This is a genomic window from Priestia megaterium (genome assembly GCF_046599315.1).
Taxonomy (GTDB): domain Bacteria; phylum Bacillota; class Bacilli; order Bacillales; family Bacillaceae_H; genus Priestia; species Priestia megaterium_F.
Genome location: NZ_JBKIKC010000001.1, coordinates 1,056,518 through 1,077,486, shown reverse-complemented (window position 1 = coordinate 1,077,486; position 20,969 = coordinate 1,056,518). Strand labels below are relative to the sequence as shown.

Sequence of the window (20,969 nt, the reverse complement as noted above, 5' to 3'; positions counted from 1 at the left end):
GGTGAAGGTAAAAGAACAATTACTAACTTTATCCCCATATAAACCAGGTAAGCCAATTGAAGAAGTGAAGCGTGAATTTAATTTAGATCGCGTTGTAAAACTAGCATCCAATGAAAATCCTTACGGCAGTTCAGCTTTAGTAAAAGAAGCCATTGCTGCAGAAATTGACAATATGGCACTTTATCCAGACGGCTATGCAGCTGAACTGCGTGCAGCAGTAGCAAAACACGTAGGTGTAGAGCAAGATCAGTTGATTTTTGGAAATGGATCTGATGAAGTTATTCAAATTATTTGCCGAGCTTTGCTATCAGCTGATACAAATACCGTCATGCCGACGCCATCATTTCCTCAATATAAGCATAATGCCGTAATTGAAGGCGCAGAAATTCGTGAAGTACCGCTGCGCAGTGGAGACCATGACTTAGATGCTATGCTTCGGGCAATTGATGAAAACACGACAATTGTGTGGGTATGCAGCCCAAATAACCCGACGGGAACATACGTAAAGGGCGATGAGTTAATTTCCTTTATGAAACAAGTTCCTAAGCATACGTTAATTGTTATGGATGAAGCGTATTTTGAGTATGCAGCAGATCAAGCCGACTACCCGAATACGGTAGAGTTTTTGAATGAATATGAAAACTTAATTGTACTTCGCACATTTTCAAAAGCATACGGCTTAGCTTCTTTGCGTATTGGTTACGGTATTGCAAACGAATCATTGCTACAAAAAATTGAACCGGCTCGTGAACCTTTTAATACAAGCCGCATGGCTCAAAAAGCAGCAATCGTTGCTCTTGAAGACCAAGCGTTCATTGAAGAGTGTAAAAAGAAAAATGAAGCAGGTTTGCAGCAATACTATGCTTTCTGTGATAAGAATGGCTTAAACTATTATCCTTCTTTCACTAATTTTGTTCTAATTGATTTTGGTCGCCAAGGCGATGAAGTGTTTCAATTTTTATTGCAGCGCGGATTTATCGTTCGTTCCGGGAATGCATTAGGCTTCCCAACCTCGGTTCGTATTACAGTGGGAACAAAAGAACAAAATGAACAAATCATTGAATTGCTTCAGCAGTTTGTTAACCAAACAACAGCTAAAGCTTAATACCTAATATAGTAAAAGATGAGAGTGTGGTTTCACACTCTCATCTTCATATGTACAATGAGGTGAAGGAAAGTGAAAGAAAATGTTTTTGTTATAGGCCTGGGATTAATTGGAGGATCGCTGGCGCTAAATATAAAAAAGACGCATCACCATCTTGATGTAATAGGTTTTGACATTAATCAAGAGCAGCTGGAGCTTGCCAAAACTCTAGGGGTAATTGACCAAGCGGCTTCTTCTTTGCAACAAGGCGCTGAGCAAGCCGACTATATTGTTATTGCTATTCCCGTTACTCAAGCAGCGGAAGTGCTAAAACAGCTAGAGCATTTTACGCTCAAACAATCTGTCATCGTAACAGACGTAGGAAGTACAAAAGAAGAGGTAGTGAAGACAGCGGAAACTCTGATTGCTAAAGGTATTGAGTTTATCGGTGGCCATCCAATGGCTGGGTCTCATAAAAGCGGAGTAGCTGCTTCTAAAGCCCATTTATTTGAAAATGCAATGTATGTATTAACACCTTCATCTTCTACTTCTTCGGAGGCTTTAGACAGCTTAAAGACATTGCTGAGCGGTACAAAAGCTAAAATTATTGTGATGACACCAAAAGAACATGATAAATTAGCAGGTGTCATTAGCCATTTTCCTCATATTATTGCGGCAAGCCTTGTTCATCAAGCAGAATATTATCAACAGGACAATCAGTTAGTTTCGCAGCTTGCAGCTGGAGGGTTTCGTGATATTACACGTATTGCTTCAAGCAGTCCAGCGATGTGGAGAGACATTTTGCTTCATAACCAAGATGCGCTTCTTTCGATGTTTGACCACTGGCTTGAAGAAATGAACGACGTGCGAAATATGATCGAACGAAAAGACGCGAATGATATCTATACATATTTTTCACAAGCGAAACAATTCAGAGATCAGCTTCCTGTACGAACCAAAGGAGCGATTCCATCCTTTTATGATCTCTATGTGGATGTTCCTGACTATCCGGGTATTATCTCAGAAGTAACGGGTTATTTAGCAGAAGATGAAATCAGTATTACAAACATTCGAATTTTAGAAACACGAGAAGACATATACGGAGTACTACGTTTGAGCTTTCAAACGGAGGAAGATAGAAAGCGGGCAAGAGCGTGTCTCCATCAGCATCAATATCAGACGTTTATTTCTTAATGTACGAAAGGTGTGAATGAAATGAGTGGAAAACAATTAAAAACTAATCTTTCATCTCTTCAAGGAGAAATTTCTATTCCTGGGGATAAGTCGATTTCTCACAGAGCCGTTATGTTCGGAGCGATGGCAAAAGGGAAAACAACGATTAATCATTTTTTAGCAGGTGAAGATTGCTTAAGTACTATTTCGTGTTTTGAAAAGATGGGCGTATCCATTAAAAGAGAAGGCGAATATGTCGAAGTGGAAGGAAAAGGTATCGAAGGATTAAATGAACCTGTCTCCATCCTAGATGTAGGAAATTCAGGAACGACTACTCGCTTAATGTTGGGAATTCTTTCAGGTGTGCCATTTCATACGTCTCTAATTGGAGATGATTCGATTGCCAAGCGTCCAATGAGCCGCGTTACGGTACCTCTGCGCTCGATGGGTGCAAAGATTGATGGGCGCGAACATGGCCAATATACGCCTTTATCCACTCGAGGAGGAGCCTTAAAAGCAATTCATTACCATTCACCTGTAGCAAGTGCACAGGTGAAATCAGCGATTTTACTAGCGGGACTTCATGCAGAAGGCACGACAAAAGTAACCGAGCCTTTTACATCACGTGACCATACGGAGCGTATGCTTCGTGCATTTGGAGTAGACGTAGAGGTAGATGGAACGACTGTAAGTATTGAAGGAGGACAGTCCCTTCGTGGAACGGATGTATACGTACCTGGCGACATTTCTTCAGCTGCGTTCTTTCTTGTTGCAGGAGCTATTGTCCCAAACAGCCGAATTGTTTTGCAAAACGTCGGACTGAATCCTACAAGAACAGGTATTATTGATGTGCTTCAACAAATGGGTGCAAGCCTTACCATTTCCAATGAGCGCATTCAAAATGGAGAGCCAATTGGCGATTTGACGATTGAAACATCTCAGTTGAAAGGGATTGAAATCGGGGGCGATTTAATTCCTCGTTTAATTGATGAAATTCCAGTAATCGCTCTTTTGGCGACTCAGGCGACTGGGAAAACGGTTATTAAAGATGCCGAAGAATTAAAAGTAAAAGAAACCAACCGTATCGATACGGTTGCAACGGAGCTAAGCAAGCTTGGCGCCTCCGTTACTCCAACATTTGATGGACTTATCATCGAAGGCAAGACGGCCTTACAAAGCGGTGAAGTAGACAGCTACGGAGATCATCGAATTGGAATGATGCTTGCGGTGGCAGCAGCTATTGCAACAGGAGATGTAACACTAAAGAGAAGCGAGGCCATTCACGTCTCTTATCCTACTTTCTTTGAAGATCTCGATAAACTGGGCGAATAAGAAAGAAGCTGGGACAAACGCATTTTGGTTGAAGGAAAATCCGAACGATGAATTGATATTCTTGATGAAGAATCAAACTCGTTCGGATTTTTTACTGGGTTGGTGAGCGTAGGTTTCATATACGTAATTGCTTCTAGCTGTGGATTGAAGGGCAAGGTGAAGACTCCTGCGGGAAAAGCGGAATAGGTGAGACCCCGCAGGAGCGTATGCGACGAGGAGGCTCACCGGCCGCCCGCGAAAAGCGAAGCCTTGCTCAGAAATCAACAGCGGTGTAACAGGCGATCCATATTAGCTTATTAATCCAATTTGTTCGTCTTTAGATTGTATTGATGTAGTCATGTCTCACTGTTGTTTTCATCCGAAAAAATGTAAGCGTATTCAAATTGATTTGTTGAACAAACGCTCAAACTATTTTATCATGGTGTATAGAAGCATGTGTTCTTGCTTCGGGTTTGGAAAAATAGAAAATTAATTCGTTTTATTTTTATATAAAAAGTGAATGTAATAATAAAGGAGAATTGTGTGTGAAAGAATTAGACCGCGCGATAGGTTACGTAGAATCCAATGAAATTGAAAAAGGTCTTGCCCTTATTAATGAATTAAAAGATAAAGCTACAGATGATGAAAAATTTTTAATGGCTGAACAGCTTCAGGAGTGGGGATTAGTAAATGATGCGCTGCCTTTAATAGATGAACTCATCATTAAATACCCAGAAGAGGGAGAGCTGTATCTATTAAAAGCTGAAATGCTGATTGATTTAGAAGAAGAGGAAGAAGCGATTCATATTTTAAATCAAATTAGCAGCAAAGATGATAACTACGTGCCAGCTCTGCTTCTTGTAGCTGACTTATATCAAATGCAAGGCCTTAGTGAAGTAAGTGAGCAAAAGTTAATGGAAGCGAAAAAAATGCTTCCAAATGAACCAGTTATTGATTTTGGGCTCGGTGAATTTTACAGCAGTCAAGGAATTTATCAAAAAGCAATTCCTTTTTATCAAACGCTGTTAAAAACAGAAAAAGAATTTAACGGCACGGATCTTCGTCAGCGATTAGCTGAAAGTTTAGCAGGGATTGGCCAGTTTGAAGAAGCGCTGCCTTACTTTGATCAAGCGCTAAAAGATAAGCTTGAGATTAACACACTATTTGAATATGCGATTTCAGCGTATCAAGCAGGTCATTATCAGACCGCTATTGAAAAGTTCACAGAACTAAAGGAGCTAGACCGTGAGTATCATTCTCTTTATTTATACCTAGCGAAATCATATGAACATGAAGAGATGTTAGAAGAGGCTGCGGTCGCTGTCAACGAAGGTATTGCACAGGATGAATTTCAAAAAGAACTATACTTTTTTAAAGGTAAGATTGCATTAAAGCGCGGTCTAGAAGAAGAGGCTGAATCGGCATTCCAACAAGCCATTGCACTAGATCCAGGGTATATTGAAGCCATTTTAACGCTTTCTAAACTTTATATGAGTCAAGAAAGATATGAAGATGTAGTAGAGAATATCGAGCATGCCAAAGAATATAATGAGCATGACCCTCATTTTGAATGGGATTTAGCAAAAGCTCACCAAGAATTAGAAAATTATGAAGAAGCGCTAAAATACTACGAATCTGCATACACTGTTTTTAAAGAAGAGTATGCGTTTTTAGAAGAGTATGGCTACTTCTTATTAGAAGAAGGACAGCGCTCGAAAGCGAAGAAGATTTTCCAAGCACTATTAGCAATAGATCCAACAACTGTTGAAATTCAAGACATATTATTTCAATTAGAAGAATAAATAATAGTTCAGAGGATTTTATTGCTGCCGTGTGGAATAAATAATTGTAAAAGGTGTTTTAACTGAGAGTTTAAACACAGAGGAGGGAAGTGAGAATATGACGACCCCTGTTACTGTCAACGAGAAAAAAGAATTTGTTCGCTGGTTTTTAACGAATTACCAGCTGAAGCGAAGAGAATGTGTATGGATTTTAAATTATTTGATGAGCCATGATCAACTGATGAAACGAGTTCACTTCGTTGAGCAAGCACAGTTTTGTCCTCGCGGGATGGTGATGTCTACGCACTGTGTAGAAGACCCTCCATTTCGTTTTTATAAAGAAAATATCATGACAACCGATGCAGAAAAATCATTTCATGATATTCGTTTGAATCGAGAAGAAGACATTTATATTCAATTGAACTTTCGATCGTTATATTCATCGCCTCAATATGTGGCTGTACTGGAAGAAAATCCGTATATGCCAAAAGCTAATCAAACAAATGAAAAAGACAGAGTATTAGCTGAGCAAATATTGGAAGAATCTATTCAAAAATTTCAACGATCAAAAATTATGGAACTAATTGATAAAGCATTAGATGAAAATGATAAAGAGGAATTTCAGCGCTTAAGTGAATATTTAAATAACCATTATGTACAGTAGATAACTGAGAGATTGGCTAGCTTCTAAGAAAAAAGTCAATCTCTTTTTTTATCTCCTTATTCATTTTGGAAAATAAATAAGACAAGCTTTAGCGAGCTTGCTGAGAGGAGAAGAAAGTTGAAGCTGCAGGCCAAGGAAATGGATGTGTATTTACAATCCAAAAGTTATGTTGATACCGTATTGGTTCCACTCATTCCAATTGATTTTGGAGAAGATTTAAAACTTACTGCATCTATGAGTGAATACACCACTGCCCTTACTGAAGAGTTAGAGAGGCAATTTAAAGGAAGAGTGATTTTAACACCTAGTTTTACATACTTAAAAAAAGATGGAGTAGCTGCTGTTTATGAAACATTACTTCGTTGGAATGAGCATATAAATGAAAATGAAGTAAAACATCTTTTTGTACTTACTAGCGACCGAGACTGGCTGCAGTACGAAAAAGAAATAAGGGCTCACTGCATTTGGATACCTGCTTTGCCGCTTGAGCATATAGATGAGTCGCATAAGTATACGCTCATACATGAACAAGTTCAACAGCTCTTGCCGATTTTTGTAGAGAAATGGAGTATCTAAAAAGACTATAAAATAAGCAATGAAAGCGCAAACAAAATAATGACAAAAAATTTAGAAAAATAAAGGTTATTTCCATGTTTTAGGTTTTTATTGTATTGACCTTCCAGAAATATTAATATATCATGATTATGTCCTAGTTTAATAGAATGGTCCATCATGTGTCCGAAATTCTCTGGACTGAACTTTTTTAAAGGGGGGAAAAGCATGGGTGATCGGGTATCAAGACGACAGTTTTTAAACTATACGCTCACTGGTGTAGGGGGATTCATGGCTGCTGGAATGTTAATGCCAATGGTGCGCTTTGCAGTAGATCCAATTCTGGAAAAAGGAGCAGACCAAGATTTAGTACCAGTCGCACAGGTGAAAGATCTTACGAAAGAGCCAAAACGTGTCGATTTTAAAATCAAGCAAGTTGATGCGTGGCATAAATCAGAAGAACCAAGATCGGCTTGGGTCTATAAAACTGATAAAGGTGATATCGTCGCGCTGTCACCAATTTGTAAGCATTTAGGCTGTACGGTTAACTGGGCTGGTGACAAAAACTATCCACATCGTTTCTACTGCCCTTGTCATGGGGGAATGTATGAAAAAAGCGGTAAAAATGTACCGGGGACACCGCCGATGGGACCGTTAGATGTATACGTTCAAAAAGTAAAAGGCGGTACGTTATATCTAGGAAAAGCCAAACCACAAGGAGGGGCATAGAAGATGTTGAATAAAATCTATGACTGGGTGGATGAACGGCTAGATATTACTCCTTTATGGCGAGATGTGGCCGATCATGAAGTGCCAGAGCACGTAAATCCTGCACATCATTTTTCAGCATTTGTGTATTGTTTTGGTGGATTGACGTTTTTTGTTACCGTTATCCAAATTTTATCAGGCATGTTTTTAACCATGTATTATGTACCAGATATAAAAAATGCATGGGAATCCGTTTATTATCTACAAAATGAAGTCGCTTTCGGACAAATTGTTCGAGGTATGCATCACTGGGGAGCAAGTTTGGTTATCGTCATGATGTTTTTACATACACTTCGTGTTTTCTTCCAAGGAGCATACAAAAAACCCCGCGAGTTAAACTGGATTGTGGGTGTGTTAATTTTCTTTGTTATGTTAGGTTTAGGTTTTACAGGTTATTTGTTGCCGTGGGATATGAAAGCGCTATTTGCAACGAAAGTAGGTTTGCAAATTGCTGAATCCACACCGATTATAGGCCAGCAAGTGAAGACATTACTCTCAGGACATCCAGACATCGTTGGTGCTCAAACACTAACTCGCTTTTTTGCCATTCACGTATTCTTTTTACCCGGAGCCCTACTTGGCTTAATGGGTGCCCACTTTTTAATGATTCGTAAACAAGGAATTTCAGGACCTTTATAAAATTTTATACGCTTTATTCAAGTAGTCAATCACACTAGTCATCATATGCATCAAGCACATACTCCGTTGTTCGTACTTTCACTAGAACAGTGAGAAAAAGGAGGGAGAACATGCATCGTGGTAAAGGGATGAAGTTTGTTGGAGATTCACGTGTTCCTGCAGAACGAAAACCCAATATTCCAAAAGATTATTCTGAATTTCCAGGGAAAACAGAAGCATTCTGGCCAAACTTTTTACTAAAAGAATGGATGGTAGGAGCAGTTTTTTTAATTGGTTATTTATGTTTAACTATCGCTCATCCATCTCCTCTTGAACGTATTGCCGACCCGACTGATACGGGCTACTTGCCTCTTCCTGACTGGTATTTTTTGTTCCTATATCAATTGCTTAAATATTCGTTTGCTTCAGGTCCGTATAATATTATAGGTGCATTTATTATTCCAGGGATTGCATTTGGCGCATTAATGCTTGCTCCGTTTATTGATAGAGGTCCAGAAAGAAGACCAGCTAAGAGGCCGTTTGCAACAGGATTCATGCTTTTGGCTATAGCCGCAGTCTTTTTTCTAACGTGGCAGTCAGCGACACAGGTTGATTGGAAAGCACGTGAAGAGCAGGGGAAAATTAGAGAGGAAGTAGCGATTGATAAAAATTCAGAAGGCTACAAAATCATGCAAGAGCAAACGTGCTTAACCTGTCATGGTGATAACTTACAGGGAGGCCCTGCAGCTCCGGCTTTAACAGGAATTGATTTATCTCCTGAAGAAATTGCTAATATTGCAAAAAATGGTAAAGGTAATATGCCAAAAGGCGTTTTCAAAGGGTCAGATAAAGAATTGAAAACGCTATCGGAATTTGTCGGCAACTTAGGAAAAGAATAAAGAAAACCAGCCAAATGGCTGGTTTTTTTGAATTTATTTAATATGGTATTTTACATCGATGAGATAGATGCTTGCTATTGTCCAAAAACTGTACATAATAAAGAAGAGAGCAAATGTAAAGGAGGCTTTCTAAATGGCTTGGTTGTGGTATACCTTAAAAGATAAACGGTTTTTAACGCTTTTGCTGATTGTGAATATACTAGGAACAGTTTATGGATATATTTGGTACGGAAGTCAATTAGCAGAAACACCTAAGAAGTTTTTATTATTTGTGCCTGATAGTCCAACGGCAAGCTTGTTTTTTGTTATTGTACTTATCGGTCTTTTACTTGGAAAACATTTTTCACTATTTGAAGCTTTAGCAATGATCACACTGTTCAAATATGGGATTTGGGCCGTTGTAATGAATATATTGGTCTATGTATTAACAGGGTACGTTGATTGGATGATGCTCATGTTAATGGCTTCTCATGCAGCAATGGCCTTTCAAGGGCTTTTATACGTACCGTTTTATCGGATTAAATTATGGCATTTAGCCGTTGCCGCCGTATGGACCGTACATAATGATATCATTGATTACGTTTTTTCTATGATGCCAAGGTACAGTATGCTCAATGCGTATATGTCTGAAATTGGGTATTTTACGTTTTGGCTGAGCATTTTATCTATTTTCATTACATACTGGTTCACAGTTCGTGCCTCTTCAAAAAAGCAGCTATAAAAATTTTTTGAAATAGGCGCACCAAACAAGCTCTCTTTTTCTAAGATATAGTAGGCTATATTTAAGTATGAGGTGAGTGACTGTGAAGGAAACCAAACGAGAGCTTCATCCGTCCGTTGTTGAATTTAAACAATTTGTAAAATCACATCCAAAATTAGTGGAACAGGTTCGAAAACAGCAAAAAACGTGGAAAGAGCTTTATGAAGATTGGTACTTATTCGGTGCAGAAGATCCAATGTGGGAGGCATATCGTTCAGAAGAAAGTGTGAAGGCTGAACCAGCTGCTGCAACAGAGGAGAAAAAAGATATTATGGGTACAATTGTATCCTCGCTGAAAAACATGGACTTGAATCAAATGCAAAATCATATCACGAATGTAAATTCAGCTATTTCGAATATCCAACAAGTACTGCAACAATTTCAACCATCTAAGCCATCAGGTGGAGGAGCAGCTTCCGGGCCAGGAAATCCATTCGGCTTTAGGAAAGATTAAACACAATGAGAAAAGACGTATATGAGTATATGCAGTCTCGTCCTAAACTCAATGATTTTGTTCGTGAACAGCCAATGTGGTACCGGCGCTTATCTAGAAATCCTGAAGAATTAGAGAAGTTTGAATTAGAATCCAAACATTACTACAAACAAACGATTCCTCATAAAGTCGAAAAGTTTTCGAATTCGATTCAAATGGCAAACATGATGTTTCATATGTTTCAATCGATGAAAAATCAATGATCTCTGCATACATAGCGATGCAGAGATTTTTGTATGTCATGAGTAAAAACAAAGAGTTTGTAAACACTATGGGGAAACGAATGATAAAGGAATGGTACTATGCGCTTACTATTAACGACGGCATTATGTGTAGTTTCTCTTCTAGGATGCAACCATGATAAACCAAAACCTGAAACTAACATTTCCTCTCAACCCCGTGCAGCTGAAACTCTTGGTGCAATGAAGACAAAACCTTTACTGATGGTACATCAGCATGTGAAAGGACAGAACGTATACGTCGAATGTATTCTAAGCGGTTTTTCATTTTCAACAGAGAGTGGATTCCTTCAAATCACAGTAGATGGAAAACCATTTAAAGAAATGAAGCAAGCAGCCTTTGTTTTAAGTGATCTTCCAAAAGGATCTCATACTGTTACGATTGAACTAATGAAATCTAAAGAAGAAAGTTATCAAGTGAGGAATACCTTTACGATTCAAATTATATAGTTAAAAAGTAGAACTTGTAATAAATCAGTGTAAGCTGTTTTAGCAAGTTCTTTTTCTTTAGATCCAAAACGTGATAAGATAAAAACGGAGGTGCACAGCCATGCTGACAACAATGAGAACTGTTGAATTACTCGATGAGTCTGATCACGTAGCTAACATGGTATTACAATCAGACGTAGCCGAGAACTATCGTCAATGTTTATATAGATTAAAAAAAGATTCACATGCACAGGCATTAATTGCTGAATTTGTGAAAATAAAGGAGCAGTATGAGGATGTTCAGCGATTTGGAAAATATCATCCTGATTATAAAACCATTACAAGACAAGTGCGTGATGTAAAGCGTCAAGTTGATTTGCACGCGACAATCGCTGCTTTCAAAAAAGCAGAAAATGAATTACAAAAGCTGCTTGATGAAATTAGCGTTATCATTGGTCAAGCTGTTTCTGAGCATATTAAAGTACCAACAGGAAATCCATTTTTTGATACGGGAAGCAGCTGCGGCGGTGGCTGCGGATCTGGTGGAAGCTGTGGGTGCAGCGCATAAGCCGTTCACTGTATAAATCGAATGCAATCAGCACAGGAATTTCCGCAGCAGGCCATTTTGCGCTGTGGAACGTAAAATCTATGCTGATAGACATAAGTAAGCTGCTGACTTCTAATAAAGGTCGAGCGCCACGTAGCATTTGTATTGGATGTAGCAAAAATAGATGAAGCTTCTAGAAGCTCATCTATTTTTCTACGCTCAATTGATGTGTTTATATACAAAAAGGGTATATTTGTGATTTTTTTGAAAATGACTTGTTCAATAGCTCTGTGCTCGTTAAAATGAGTAAGAAAGAGCATCCACATATCATCTAAATTCATACATAAAGCACCTACTTCATATAAAAGAATTTATGATAAAGAAAACCAATATAACGTATGCAAAAGGGGAACTAAATATGTTTGTTGAACGTCAAGGAATTGTGGCGTATGTGCATTCTGTTAAGCAAGCAAAAGCATTGCGAAAGTACGGAAATGTACATTACGTATCTAAAGAATTAAAGTATGTTGTCTTATACTGCAACCAAGATGGCATTGAAAAAACAATCCATAAACTTCAGTCTCTACCTTTTGTGAAGAAAGTAGATCCTTCTTATCGACCGTTTTTAAAAACGGAATTCGAAAATTCGAAGCCTGATAAAGCGAAGGAATATGACTATAAGATAGGAATTTAAACAAAAAAGGAATGTGATTTACATTCCTTTTTTTATTTTACTTGCCCTAGCCCACTGATGTGCAGGGAATGGAATGAGATTATTGCATCGGTGGAATAAAGCGGTTCATTCGTAAAATGCCAATAAGATGCTGATAGTATAGCGCTGTTTCTGGAAATGTAGTAGATGGTTTGACATCGAGTACTACAATTTCTTTTTCTGCTTCCTCAGCAGCTTGTTTAAATAACTCAACGCGCTTGCTGTCGTTTTGTTTTAAAATAATTCCTTCTCGGCAAACGTAAAGCGGTTGGAAATTCCCTTCATCTGTTGGATTCAAGACAGCGACGAAAGAAGCTACTTGTCGATCTTCTTTTATTGTTCGCAGCATAATAAGATGAGCAAGACGGTGTTTGTTATTTCTGACAATCTCTAACAGCTCATAAATATCTGAATACCCTTCTCCTAGCTCAATAAAACGCTGAATCATATGTATTTCCCCCTCTATGTATTAAAAAAGCAAACTCACGTAGTTTAATGTATCATTGAATATTTTGAGAGTAAATAAAAAAATCCCTACAACTACTCATTGTAGGGCCCTTCAATAAAGGGGTGTAATCACCTCTATGATTACAATCACCTTAATGAAGGCAAAGGGAGAGGAGAAACCGGAGGAAGAACTTATGGGGAAACGTAAGTCTTCTCCGCGGTTGGCAACAACATCGGTTAGATGATGTTGTTACTAGTCAGTATGTCCGTTTTAAACGTTCATATACCTGTCTTGTGAAATTCACTTTTTAAAACAAAAAAGTTGATAACATGACAGACGAAAAGGGTAAATTTACGTTTAATATCACATATTAAAGAAAGGAAATCTTCTAAAATCTAAAGATCAAAGGATCTTCGTAGGTGGAGAGTCCGCTTATCTAAGGATACAATTGTGAAAACTAATCGTAAAAGCAAGCTGTTGAGTTAGTATATAGAATGTATACAGCATTAAATAAATTAAGGATTTTTGCTAGTCTTTGTAATTCAAAATATGTTAGGATAATGAAGAATAAGGAAGTAAAAGTAAGGTAGTGATAAGGATGAGAATAGTAGCAGGTTCATATAAAGGCCATGCGTTAAAGGCGGTTCCAGGATACTCAACCCGCCCTACAACAGATAAGGTAAAAGAAGCTATTTTTAATATGATTGGACCGTTTTTTGAAGGTGGAATAGCTCTTGATTTATTCGGTGGAAGCGGTGGCTTGGGTATTGAAGCTCTAAGTCGAGGAGTAGATAAAGTCATTTTTGTGGATCGTGATGGCAAAGCTATTCAGACGATTAAAGCAAACTTAGCATCTTGCCGATTAGAAGACCGTGCTGAAGTGTATCGAAACGATGCAGAGCGTGCACTAAAAGCGATAAAGAAAAGGGAGCTGACGGTTGATTTACTTTTGCTTGATCCGCCGTATAAAGCACAAAAGTTGAAAGCGCTTATCGAAACGGTAAGTGAAGAAAACCTCCTAGCTAAAACAGGAATTATTGTAGCGGAGCATTCTCATGATGTACAGTTAGATAATGAGATTGGTTTATTTGAGAAAATAAAAAGTGAAACGTACGGTATCATTGGTGTTTCTATTTATACATACAAAAAAGAAGAATCAGTTGAATAAATCAATGAGCTGATAGGTGTAGAAAGGGGATACGTATGGGCAGTATAGCTGTTTGTCCAGGAAGCTTTGATCCAGTTACAAATGGACATTTTGATATTATTAAACGAGGCGCAAATGTATTTGATACGATTTATGTGGTGGTTTTAAATAACTCTTCAAAAAGTCCTTTATTTACAGGGGAAGAGCGAGTAGCTTTGCTGAAAGAAGTAACAAAATCACTTCCTAACGTTGTAGTGGAGTCGTACAGCGGATTATTAATGGAATATGCAAAAGAAAAGCAGGCAAAGACCATTTTAAGAGGCTTGCGTGCGGTATCAGATTTTGAGTACGAAATGCAAATCACATCTGTAAATCGCGTATTAGATAAAGAAATCGAAACGTTATTTATGATGACAAATAATCAATATTCATTTTTAAGTTCTAGTATTGTAAAAGAAGTAGCTAAATATGGAGGGAATATTTCGGAATTGGTTCCTCCCCCTGTTAGAGAAGCACTTGCGGAAAAATTTGAACAGCTGTCTCAAAAATAAGATAAAAAAGAACGTCACGCTTCCTTTACTGATAAGGAAAAGGTGCACGTTCTTTTTTACTAGGAACGATGAAGAAACGTTCGCTTTGAATATAGATAAATATAGCAGCAAAGCGTAAAAATTGTTAAGAGCGGTCCGTAAGCATTTAGCCACTGCGATAGAATCGTAACGGATTCTAAGTGAGAAAAAACCGGCAGTGTTCCTTCAGATGCTTGAAAAGTAGTAATGGATTCCCGAAGAGGGCCCCATAGGAAGATAGTGAATACCACTGCAAAACAGCCGTGAAAAATTCGCGCAATAAAAAACGGAAAAAATCGAATATCTGTTTCAGCGAGTATGCTGGCCACTTGAGCTTGAACGGAAAAACCGCTGAATCCTAATACAAAGCTAACAATAATAATTTGATGAAACAGCAGCGTATCTGGCGCTTCACTTGCTAGGCGGCTTCCTAGCGTAATTTCAAAAAGCCCTGAAATAAAGGGAAGGCTCAGTTCAGTCCCTATATGACAAAGAGAAAATAAATAAGCTAAACCGCTGCTTAAAATAGCCGTGATATGAGTAACATATAAAAGTTTGTTTAATACAGAAAATAAAATGATAAAGCCACCAATCATTAAGAGAGATTGAACAGCAGACGTAACCGCATCTCCTAGAAGTTTTCCGATAGGACGCTTATCTTTTAATCGTGTTTTATGCATTTCATGAAAAGCTAACGATAAAGAAGGCTTTTGAGTTAATTGTCCTTTAGGTTTTGCAGATCCATAAAACCGCATCACCAGTCCTACACAAATATTCCCTATATAATGAGAAAGAGCTAATATGATACCGACAGCTGGATTGTGAAAAAAACCAACTGCCACGGCTCCAAAAATAAAAATAGGGTTAGATGAGTTAGTAAATGATACTAGTCTTTCAGCTTCAATAGCTGTTAGCTGCTTTTCTTGGCGGAGCCGAGAAGTAATTTTTGCACCTGAAGGAAATCCAGAGGCCATGCCCATTGCTAAAGCAAATCCTCCTACTCCAGGGACTCGGAATAAAGGCCTCATAAACGGCTCTAATAAGATTCCAATGAACTTCACTACGCCAAACCCAATAAGCATTTCTGAAACGATAAAAAAGGGAAGCAAAGAAGGAAACACGACCTTCCACCATGTGTTGAGACCTCTTACTGAACCTTCTAGCGCTTCTTTTGGATATACAATAAGCGCAATAGCGAGAAGTGTTACGCTCGTCCCGAGCATAAGTGTTTTCACCATCGATTTATTCAACGAACGATTCATCTCCTTTTCTAAGCTCACGTCATTTTGATATGAATGAAATGAGGAGTTTTAGGCAAATGTACAAGTTCTTCTATATATCAATATACGAAGCTATGCATCGACTTTATGCCTATGAGTAAGGAGAAAATAAATTCATGCTGAATAAAAGGGCGTCTTGGCACATTTGAAAGTAGAATTCATATACATAAATCAACGCGCTGTTAGGACATTCAAGGAGTGAAAAACGTATAAGCAGTAAGAGAAGAGTAAGAATTTCTTAAAACAACCTTCAGTATAGTATAATGCTTAATAACCACGGTGGGGTGAGTAAAACATATCTTTAGCTTCATACTAAATGAACAAATAGAAAATAAAGAATAGTCCTGCTGAAGACCGGGCAACAATGATAGAGAAGCTCATCAAATGTTTTTACATTTTTAGAAGTCTATAAGGTAAAACGAGGGGGCAGATAAAGTGGAAAGCCCAAAAATAGGAGTTGCGTTAGGCTCAGGCGGAGCTAGAGGTTTTGCACATTTAGGAGTAATTAAAACGCTAACAGAAAATAACATTCCTATTCATTTTTTAGCTGGCAGCAGCATGGGAGCTTTAGTTGGTGCACTATATGCGTCAGGGATTGAATTAGCAACTCTTTATAAAATGGCGCTAACGTTTAAGCGAAAGTATTATTTGGATTTCACCGTACCTAAAATGGGGTTTATTACGGGCAACAGAGTAAAATCGTTGGTTCGCACCTTTACGCAAAATCGAAACATTGAACAGTTATCTATACCGTTTGCCATTGTAGCCACAGATTTGAAAACAGGAGAGAAAGTGGTGTTTAAAAAAGGACCTATCGCTGAAGCGGTGAGAGCGAGCATTTCAATTCCAGGGATCTTTGCTCCTGAAGTAATTGATGGACGATTACTTGTAGACGGCGGGGTGGTGGACCGTATTCCTGTATCGGTTGTAAAAGAAATGGGATCGGATATTGTCATTGGAGTCGATGTATCAAAAGCAAAAGTAAATGCAGAAATCAGCTCCATTTTTGATGTTATTATGCAAAGTTTAGATATTTTGCAAGATGAGCTAGTAGCTCATCGGACCATAGCTTCAGACATTATGATTCGCCCTAATCTCGATACCTTTAGTTCCAGGGCGTTTACAAACATTCAAGAAATGATTTCGATTGGTGAACAAGCAGCACATGAGCAGTTGCCTTCTATTCTACAAGCAATTGATCATTGGAAGGAGAACAAAAAAAGTGAAATCTAGAATTAGAATTTTAGTATATTTGGCTGTTATTGCAGTGGTGGCAATGCTTTGTTTCTATCCGTTGCCGTACTACATTACAAAGCCTGGAATGGCAGAAGAGCTAGCTCCTATTATTAAAGTAGAAGGTGGATACCACGAAAAAGGGACGTTTATGCTTACAACTGTCAGAATGGGCAGAGCAACTCCCCTTTCATATGGTCTTGCGAAAATACAGGACTTTCATGAAATTTTCCCTACAAAGCAAATTCTGCAGCAAGGTGAAAGCGATGAAGATTACTCGACAAGGCAATTACATATGATGGATACGTCAAAAAACGCCGCGATTTCAGTAGCGTATGAAGCAGCTGGAAAGAGCGTTTCCTATCATAATAAAGGCGTATATGTTACATATGTTGTAGAAAACATGTCTGCATATGGAAAACTTCATGTTGGAGATGTAGTGACAAAAGTAGATGAGAAAAAAATTCAAACTGCTGAGGAGTTAATCAACTACGTATCGACTAAAAAAGCAGGAGATTCAGTATCAATTTATGTAAAGAGAGATGGTAAAGAAAGCAAGCATACTCTAAAAGTTAAAGCTTTTCCTGACGAGCCTAAGCGAGTAGGTCTAGGAATTGCCTTAGAAACGAACCAAGAATTAAAAGTTAAGCCCGATATACATATTGATACTGAAAAAATAGGAGGGCCTTCAGCAGGACTGATGTTCTCGCTTGAAATTTATAATCAGCTTGTTAAAGAAGATATGACAAAAGGCCACCGCGTTGCAGGTACAGGGACTATCAATGATAAAGGGGAAGTCGGACCAATCGGAGGGATTTCGCAAAAAATTGTAGCCGCAGATAAAGAAGGAGCGGAGATTTTCTTTGCACCAAATGAAAAAGGGGCTGCGGGCTCTAACTACCGAGAAGCAGTGAAGACGGCTAAAAAAATAAACAGTGATATGAAAATTGTACCCGTAGATTCATTTTCGGATGCCGTAACATATTTAGAAAAGCTGAAACCATAAAAAAATCGTCTCCAAGAGACGATTTTTTTATGGCCAAATGATAGGCGGCTGCGTATATTCTTGTTTCATAAACTGAGAGCGCAGAGGTTCCTGGAATGGCATACTATAAACATTTGTCGCTTTAATATCGGTATTGATTTCTTTTAGTTTACATTGTGATACAGTGGATACAATAGGAAGGGACAGCTTTTTCTTAATTGTTTTTAAATAGGCTTGTCCCGTCTTTGACATCCCTAGTAAGCGTATATAAGGTTCTGCCTGGTGCATCTCACTTTTTGTTGTATTGGTTAAAAGGTGAACGCACATGCGCTGTAAACGAGTTCTCGTATATCGCTTCGTTTTAACATTTGTTAAAAAATCTTCAAATGAAGTAGATGAAGAAATGTAAGCTAGCAGCCGATGTTCAATGCCTTCTTCTATTTCATAAATACGCTGTAAGTCATCAAGTGGAGTAGTTAATAATTTGTATTTCAAAAACGGGAAATAATGCTCCCAATGGTGAAATTGCCCGTATGCTTGCTTGTAAGCTGCTAATTCATTTGCCGTACTAACTGGCATGTGCTTGCTCAGGTCCCCGTGGCTGCGGCTGTCAAAAATAGCTTTACGTATGCTTGTAGCGCTTGAAATAAAAGATGAAGACAGTGAATCATCGTGATAATGTGATTGAATTCGGGTAATTGTATATGGTTTAATAGATGCATGCTGTTTTTTTATGGCAGCTACATAGCTCATTCCAAGCACATTATTTGGCTGAGATAAATCAATAGGAGCCTCCGTGAAAAGCTGTAAAAAAGCATTGGAAGCTGCTTTTGGATAACTGTTTCCTTTTTTCATTTCTTGTTGAATTAAAACGGATAATTCTGTTTCATGAGTTTTGAGCAAATCAGCGGTCCGGGTAAATGAGTCAATATTGCCATTTTCGCTGCCAAAGCATAGGAAGTCAGCGTAAAGTGATTCTAAAATAGAAATAGCGCCACTTGCGAATGTTTCAGCTTTTTGAGTAGAAAAAGCATAAGGTAATTCAATGACTAAGTCTGCCCCAGCGGCTAGAGCCATTCGTGTGCGGGACCATTTTGATACAAGAGCAGGTTCTCCGCGCTGCAAAAAGTGGCCGCTCATCACAGCAATCACACAATCTACTTCAGCTTGTTGTTTCGCTTGCTGCAAATGATAGGCGTGTCCGTTATGAAAAGGATTATATTCGACAATTATTCCAACTGCTTGCATAATGTCTCCTTTTAATTTATTATTTTTAGTCTAGCTCTTTGTTTTAAAAACATTTTTTATGAAAGTAAGAAATTTTTACAAAAAAGCATATTTAAGTACATTATAGTGTAAAGAAAAAATATTGACAAATAATCTTGTGAAAGCTATAATAACCTTTGTTGCCTTGAGGTGATTAACAATGAAATGGACAATACATCAATTGTATCAGTTGCAAAATAAAGGTCTAACATTTGACGAAGTGATTGACGGCAAAGAGTTTAGGAATGCTGACCCTCAAATTCGTAAAATGTCAGATGTAAACGTGAAGGGAAGAGCCGATATTAGCTCTTCGAAAGTAACGTTTCACCTTAAAATTTCAGGAGAAATGACGTTGCCTTGTGCTCGTACATTAGTTGACGTGCCTTATCCGTTTGAAATTAACGCAACTGAAACGTTTTTATTGAATGTGAATGCTGATTATGAAGAAGACGCTGAAGTACGCGTTGTAGAGGGAGAAACGGTTGATTTACAACCTTTGATTCAAGAGTTAATTATTGTTGAAATTCCTCTGCAGGTATTTAGTGAAAATCAGCAAGCGGCAGGAGCAGCTCCACAGTCAGGAAAAGATTGGGAAGTTGTTACCGAAGAAGAACAGCAGGAAAAAGTAGATCCCCGCTTAGCCGTACTCGAAAATTTCTTTAAAGACAAAAAGAAATAAAAATGCGAAGATCCGGCTTTCGGGCCTTCATATGATTTTAAAACTCTTTTAAGGAGGTGGGAATAATGGCTGTACCTTTTAGAAGAACATCTAAAATGAAGAAAAGAACGCGTCGTACGCACTTTAAATTACAAGTTCCTGGTATGGTAGAGTGCCCAAATTGTGGTGAAATGAAACTATCACACCGCGTATGTAAAGCTTGTGGTACTTACAAAGGAAATGACGTAGTAAGCAAATAATTGCTTATTTAAATAAAAGATCCTCTTATAGGGTCTTTTATTTTTTTTGCCTTTTCTTCTTCTCTGACGTTTGGAAGAGAAGGATTTTTCTTATAGAACCAGAACTCTTTTTACATAAACAACTAACTGTTGTATAAGGGTTCATAACTTGTCTATAAGGAGGAAAAAGCATGAAAAAAAGCGAGCTGTTCACTACAAGCCAAGGCATTGCTACGTTTGTAATTAATCGTCCTGAGAAGCGTAATGCCATTGATTATGATGTTATGAATGAATTGCAGCAAGCTGTAGATTACGTGAAACATAATCAGTTAGTAAAAGCTTTTGTAATTACAGGTGCTGGTTCAGACGCATTTTGTAGCGGAGGAGATTTGAGCGTATTTCATGAGCTAAAGACTTCTAAAGAGGCGTCTCAAATGTTAATGAAAATGGGGAAAATTCTTTATGAGATCTTAACACTCCCAAAACCAACAGTTGCCCTTCTGAATGGAACATCGGTTGGGGGAGGGTGTGAGCTTGCGATTGCATGTGACTTCCGTATAAGTGCAACACATAGCCAAATGGGCTTTGTTCAAGGGAATTTAGGAATTACAACAGGTTGGGGAGGCGGAACAATTCTGCTTGAAAAGCTGCGTTATCAAGAAGCGATGGAAATGATCTACAGTGCTCAGCTGTATGGAGTAGAACGAGCCAAGCAAATTGGATTTCTTTCTTATGTTACGTCGTTTAAAGAGCTAACTATGAGGTGTGAGGAGTGGTTAGCGCCTATTACTCATAAATCGACCCAGGTATTGCAAGCTTACAAAGAAGTCGCTATTGAGAAATGGGAGCAAAGCCGGGTGTGGAATCGAATGGAACAAGAAATTCATAGCTGTTCGATTTTGTGGGAGTCCCCTGAGCATGAAGAAGCGGTTCAAAAGGTCATGGTTAAAAAAACATAGTTATGAACTTCATTTTCATAACAATATAGTTAATAAGTGAAAGATGGAAGAATCACTACTTTCCGGTCCAGCTTCAAACTATATGAAAGATTTTCTTGGTTGAGAAGAGGAACAATAGTCTATCTTATCTAGTAGGTGCATATTCATTTAATAAG

The 20,969-nt window shown here is 38.2% G+C and carries 26 protein-coding genes; 22 read left to right on the top strand and 4 right to left on the bottom strand.

The features are described 5' to 3' along the window. Nucleotide 1 precedes the first annotated feature (1 nt). The 14 genes from hisC (at nucleotide 2) to ACLHDF_RS05815 (ending at nucleotide 11,339) form a co-directional block, all read left to right on the top strand. Nucleotides 2–1,105 carry a histidinol-phosphate transaminase gene (gene hisC, locus ACLHDF_RS05880; RefSeq protein WP_413918009.1) on the top strand — a complete coding sequence of 368 codons (1,104 nt, stop codon included), beginning with the start codon at nucleotides 2–4 and terminating at the stop codon, nucleotides 1,103–1,105. 72 nt (nucleotides 1,106–1,177) lie between these two features. Beyond that, complete coding sequence (locus ACLHDF_RS05875) at nucleotides 1,178–2,278, top strand: prephenate dehydrogenase (protein ID WP_413918008.1); 1,101 nt, start codon at nucleotides 1,178–1,180, stop codon at nucleotides 2,276–2,278. A gap of 21 nt (nucleotides 2,279–2,299) precedes the next feature. Then, the gene (aroA, locus tag ACLHDF_RS05870) at nucleotides 2,300–3,589 is read left to right on the top strand and encodes a 3-phosphoshikimate 1-carboxyvinyltransferase (protein WP_413918007.1); all 1,290 of its coding nucleotides are present in this window, start codon (nucleotides 2,300–2,302) and stop codon (nucleotides 3,587–3,589) included. A gap of 524 nt (nucleotides 3,590–4,113) precedes the next feature. Beyond that, complete coding sequence (locus ACLHDF_RS05865; RefSeq protein WP_413918006.1) at nucleotides 4,114–5,370, top strand: tetratricopeptide repeat protein; 1,257 nt, start codon at nucleotides 4,114–4,116, stop codon at nucleotides 5,368–5,370. A gap of 97 nt (nucleotides 5,371–5,467) precedes the next feature. Continuing rightward, a complete protein-coding gene (locus tag ACLHDF_RS05860; RefSeq protein WP_413918005.1) occupies nucleotides 5,468–6,013 on the top strand; it encodes a ReoY family proteolytic degradation factor in 546 nt (181 codons plus the stop codon). A 117-nt stretch (nucleotides 6,014–6,130) separates the two neighbouring features. Then, nucleotides 6,131–6,589 (top strand): YpiF family protein, encoded by a 459-nt coding sequence (locus ACLHDF_RS05855; RefSeq protein WP_413918004.1) that lies wholly within the window; start codon nucleotides 6,131–6,133, stop codon nucleotides 6,587–6,589. Between the two features lie 204 nt (nucleotides 6,590–6,793). Beyond that, entirely contained in the window at nucleotides 6,794–7,294 is a 501-nt protein-coding gene (locus ACLHDF_RS05850) for a ubiquinol-cytochrome c reductase iron-sulfur subunit (protein WP_413918003.1), read from the top strand. Nucleotides 7,295–7,297: 3 nt separating this feature from the next. Next, nucleotides 7,298–7,972 carry a menaquinol-cytochrome c reductase cytochrome b subunit gene (gene qcrB / locus ACLHDF_RS05845; protein WP_013058992.1) on the top strand — a complete coding sequence of 225 codons (675 nt, stop codon included), beginning with the start codon at nucleotides 7,298–7,300 and terminating at the stop codon, nucleotides 7,970–7,972. 110 nt (nucleotides 7,973–8,082) lie between these two features. After that, the gene (locus tag ACLHDF_RS05840) at nucleotides 8,083–8,850 is read left to right on the top strand and encodes a menaquinol-cytochrome c reductase cytochrome b/c subunit (RefSeq protein WP_013058991.1); all 768 of its coding nucleotides are present in this window, start codon (nucleotides 8,083–8,085) and stop codon (nucleotides 8,848–8,850) included. 133 nt (nucleotides 8,851–8,983) lie between these two features. Beyond that, the gene (locus ACLHDF_RS05835; RefSeq protein WP_413918002.1) at nucleotides 8,984–9,571 is read left to right on the top strand and encodes a DUF1405 domain-containing protein; all 588 of its coding nucleotides are present in this window, start codon (nucleotides 8,984–8,986) and stop codon (nucleotides 9,569–9,571) included. Nucleotides 9,572–9,653: 82 nt separating this feature from the next. Next, entirely contained in the window at nucleotides 9,654–10,064 is a 411-nt protein-coding gene (locus ACLHDF_RS05830) for a YlbD family protein (RefSeq protein WP_413918001.1), read from the top strand. 5 nt (nucleotides 10,065–10,069) lie between these two features. After that, the gene (locus ACLHDF_RS05825; RefSeq protein ID WP_413918000.1) at nucleotides 10,070–10,306 is read left to right on the top strand and encodes a YlbE-like family protein; all 237 of its coding nucleotides are present in this window, start codon (nucleotides 10,070–10,072) and stop codon (nucleotides 10,304–10,306) included. A gap of 99 nt (nucleotides 10,307–10,405) precedes the next feature. Next, complete coding sequence (locus ACLHDF_RS05820) at nucleotides 10,406–10,792, top strand: hypothetical protein (protein WP_413917999.1); 387 nt, start codon at nucleotides 10,406–10,408, stop codon at nucleotides 10,790–10,792. 100 nt (nucleotides 10,793–10,892) lie between these two features. Further along, nucleotides 10,893–11,339, top strand: coding sequence for a YlbF family regulator (locus ACLHDF_RS05815; protein WP_413917998.1), 447 nt, complete (start codon nucleotides 10,893–10,895; stop codon nucleotides 11,337–11,339). A 5-nt stretch (nucleotides 11,340–11,344) separates the two neighbouring features. Here ACLHDF_RS05815 and ACLHDF_RS05810 read toward each other — a convergent pair whose 3' ends face one another. After that, on the bottom strand, nucleotides 11,345–11,659 hold the full coding sequence (locus tag ACLHDF_RS05810; RefSeq protein WP_413917997.1) for a hypothetical protein: 315 nt from the start codon (nucleotides 11,657–11,659) through the stop codon (nucleotides 11,345–11,347). A 77-nt stretch (nucleotides 11,660–11,736) separates the two neighbouring features. Between ACLHDF_RS05810 and ACLHDF_RS05805 the strand changes: the two genes are divergently transcribed. Continuing rightward, entirely contained in the window at nucleotides 11,737–12,012 is a 276-nt protein-coding gene (locus ACLHDF_RS05805; RefSeq protein ID WP_013058985.1) for a YlbG family protein, read from the top strand. Between the two features lie 79 nt (nucleotides 12,013–12,091). Here the strand turns inward: ACLHDF_RS05805 and ACLHDF_RS05800 are convergent, their stop codons facing one another. Then, complete coding sequence (locus ACLHDF_RS05800) at nucleotides 12,092–12,478, bottom strand: methylthioribose kinase (protein ID WP_413917996.1); 387 nt, start codon at nucleotides 12,476–12,478, stop codon at nucleotides 12,092–12,094. Nucleotides 12,479–13,070: 592 nt separating this feature from the next. Here ACLHDF_RS05800 and rsmD point away from each other — a divergent pair. Continuing rightward, nucleotides 13,071–13,646 (top strand): 16S rRNA (guanine(966)-N(2))-methyltransferase RsmD, encoded by a 576-nt coding sequence (rsmD, locus tag ACLHDF_RS05795; RefSeq protein WP_413918270.1) that lies wholly within the window; start codon nucleotides 13,071–13,073, stop codon nucleotides 13,644–13,646. A 35-nt stretch (nucleotides 13,647–13,681) separates the two neighbouring features. After that, nucleotides 13,682–14,176 carry a pantetheine-phosphate adenylyltransferase gene (coaD, locus tag ACLHDF_RS05790; protein ID WP_013058982.1) on the top strand — a complete coding sequence of 165 codons (495 nt, stop codon included), beginning with the start codon at nucleotides 13,682–13,684 and terminating at the stop codon, nucleotides 14,174–14,176. A 59-nt stretch (nucleotides 14,177–14,235) separates the two neighbouring features. Here the strand turns inward: coaD and ylbJ are convergent, their stop codons facing one another. Next, on the bottom strand, nucleotides 14,236–15,444 hold the full coding sequence (ylbJ, locus tag ACLHDF_RS05785) for a sporulation integral membrane protein YlbJ (RefSeq protein ID WP_413917995.1): 1,209 nt from the start codon (nucleotides 15,442–15,444) through the stop codon (nucleotides 14,236–14,238). Between the two features lie 465 nt (nucleotides 15,445–15,909). Here ylbJ and ACLHDF_RS05780 point away from each other — a divergent pair, with 465 nt between their 5' ends. Continuing rightward, on the top strand, nucleotides 15,910–16,707 hold the full coding sequence (locus ACLHDF_RS05780; RefSeq protein ID WP_413917994.1) for a patatin-like phospholipase family protein: 798 nt from the start codon (nucleotides 15,910–15,912) through the stop codon (nucleotides 16,705–16,707). Next, nucleotides 16,697–17,713, top strand: coding sequence for a SepM family pheromone-processing serine protease (locus ACLHDF_RS05775; protein WP_413917993.1), 1,017 nt, complete (start codon nucleotides 16,697–16,699; stop codon nucleotides 17,711–17,713). The genes ACLHDF_RS05780 and ACLHDF_RS05775 overlap by 11 nt, the downstream gene beginning before the upstream one ends. A gap of 27 nt (nucleotides 17,714–17,740) precedes the next feature. Here the strand turns inward: ACLHDF_RS05775 and ACLHDF_RS05770 are convergent, their stop codons facing one another. Then, the gene (locus ACLHDF_RS05770; protein ID WP_413917992.1) at nucleotides 17,741–18,940 is read right to left on the bottom strand and encodes a nucleotidyltransferase; all 1,200 of its coding nucleotides are present in this window, start codon (nucleotides 18,938–18,940) and stop codon (nucleotides 17,741–17,743) included. 178 nt (nucleotides 18,941–19,118) lie between these two features. On the opposite strand from ACLHDF_RS05770, the gene ACLHDF_RS05765 reads away from it, so the two are divergent. The 3 genes from ACLHDF_RS05765 to ACLHDF_RS05755 all read left to right on the top strand — a co-directional run bounded on the left by ACLHDF_RS05765 (nucleotide 19,119) and on the right by ACLHDF_RS05755 (nucleotide 20,814). Beyond that, nucleotides 19,119–19,637, top strand: coding sequence for a YceD family protein (locus tag ACLHDF_RS05765; RefSeq protein ID WP_413917991.1), 519 nt, complete (start codon nucleotides 19,119–19,121; stop codon nucleotides 19,635–19,637). A 65-nt stretch (nucleotides 19,638–19,702) separates the two neighbouring features. Next, nucleotides 19,703–19,876, top strand: coding sequence for a 50S ribosomal protein L32 (rpmF, locus tag ACLHDF_RS05760; RefSeq protein WP_013058976.1), 174 nt, complete (start codon nucleotides 19,703–19,705; stop codon nucleotides 19,874–19,876). A gap of 170 nt (nucleotides 19,877–20,046) precedes the next feature. Next, a complete protein-coding gene (locus ACLHDF_RS05755; RefSeq protein WP_413917990.1) occupies nucleotides 20,047–20,814 on the top strand; it encodes an enoyl-CoA hydratase/isomerase family protein in 768 nt (255 codons plus the stop codon). Nucleotides 20,815–20,969 lie beyond the last annotated feature (155 nt).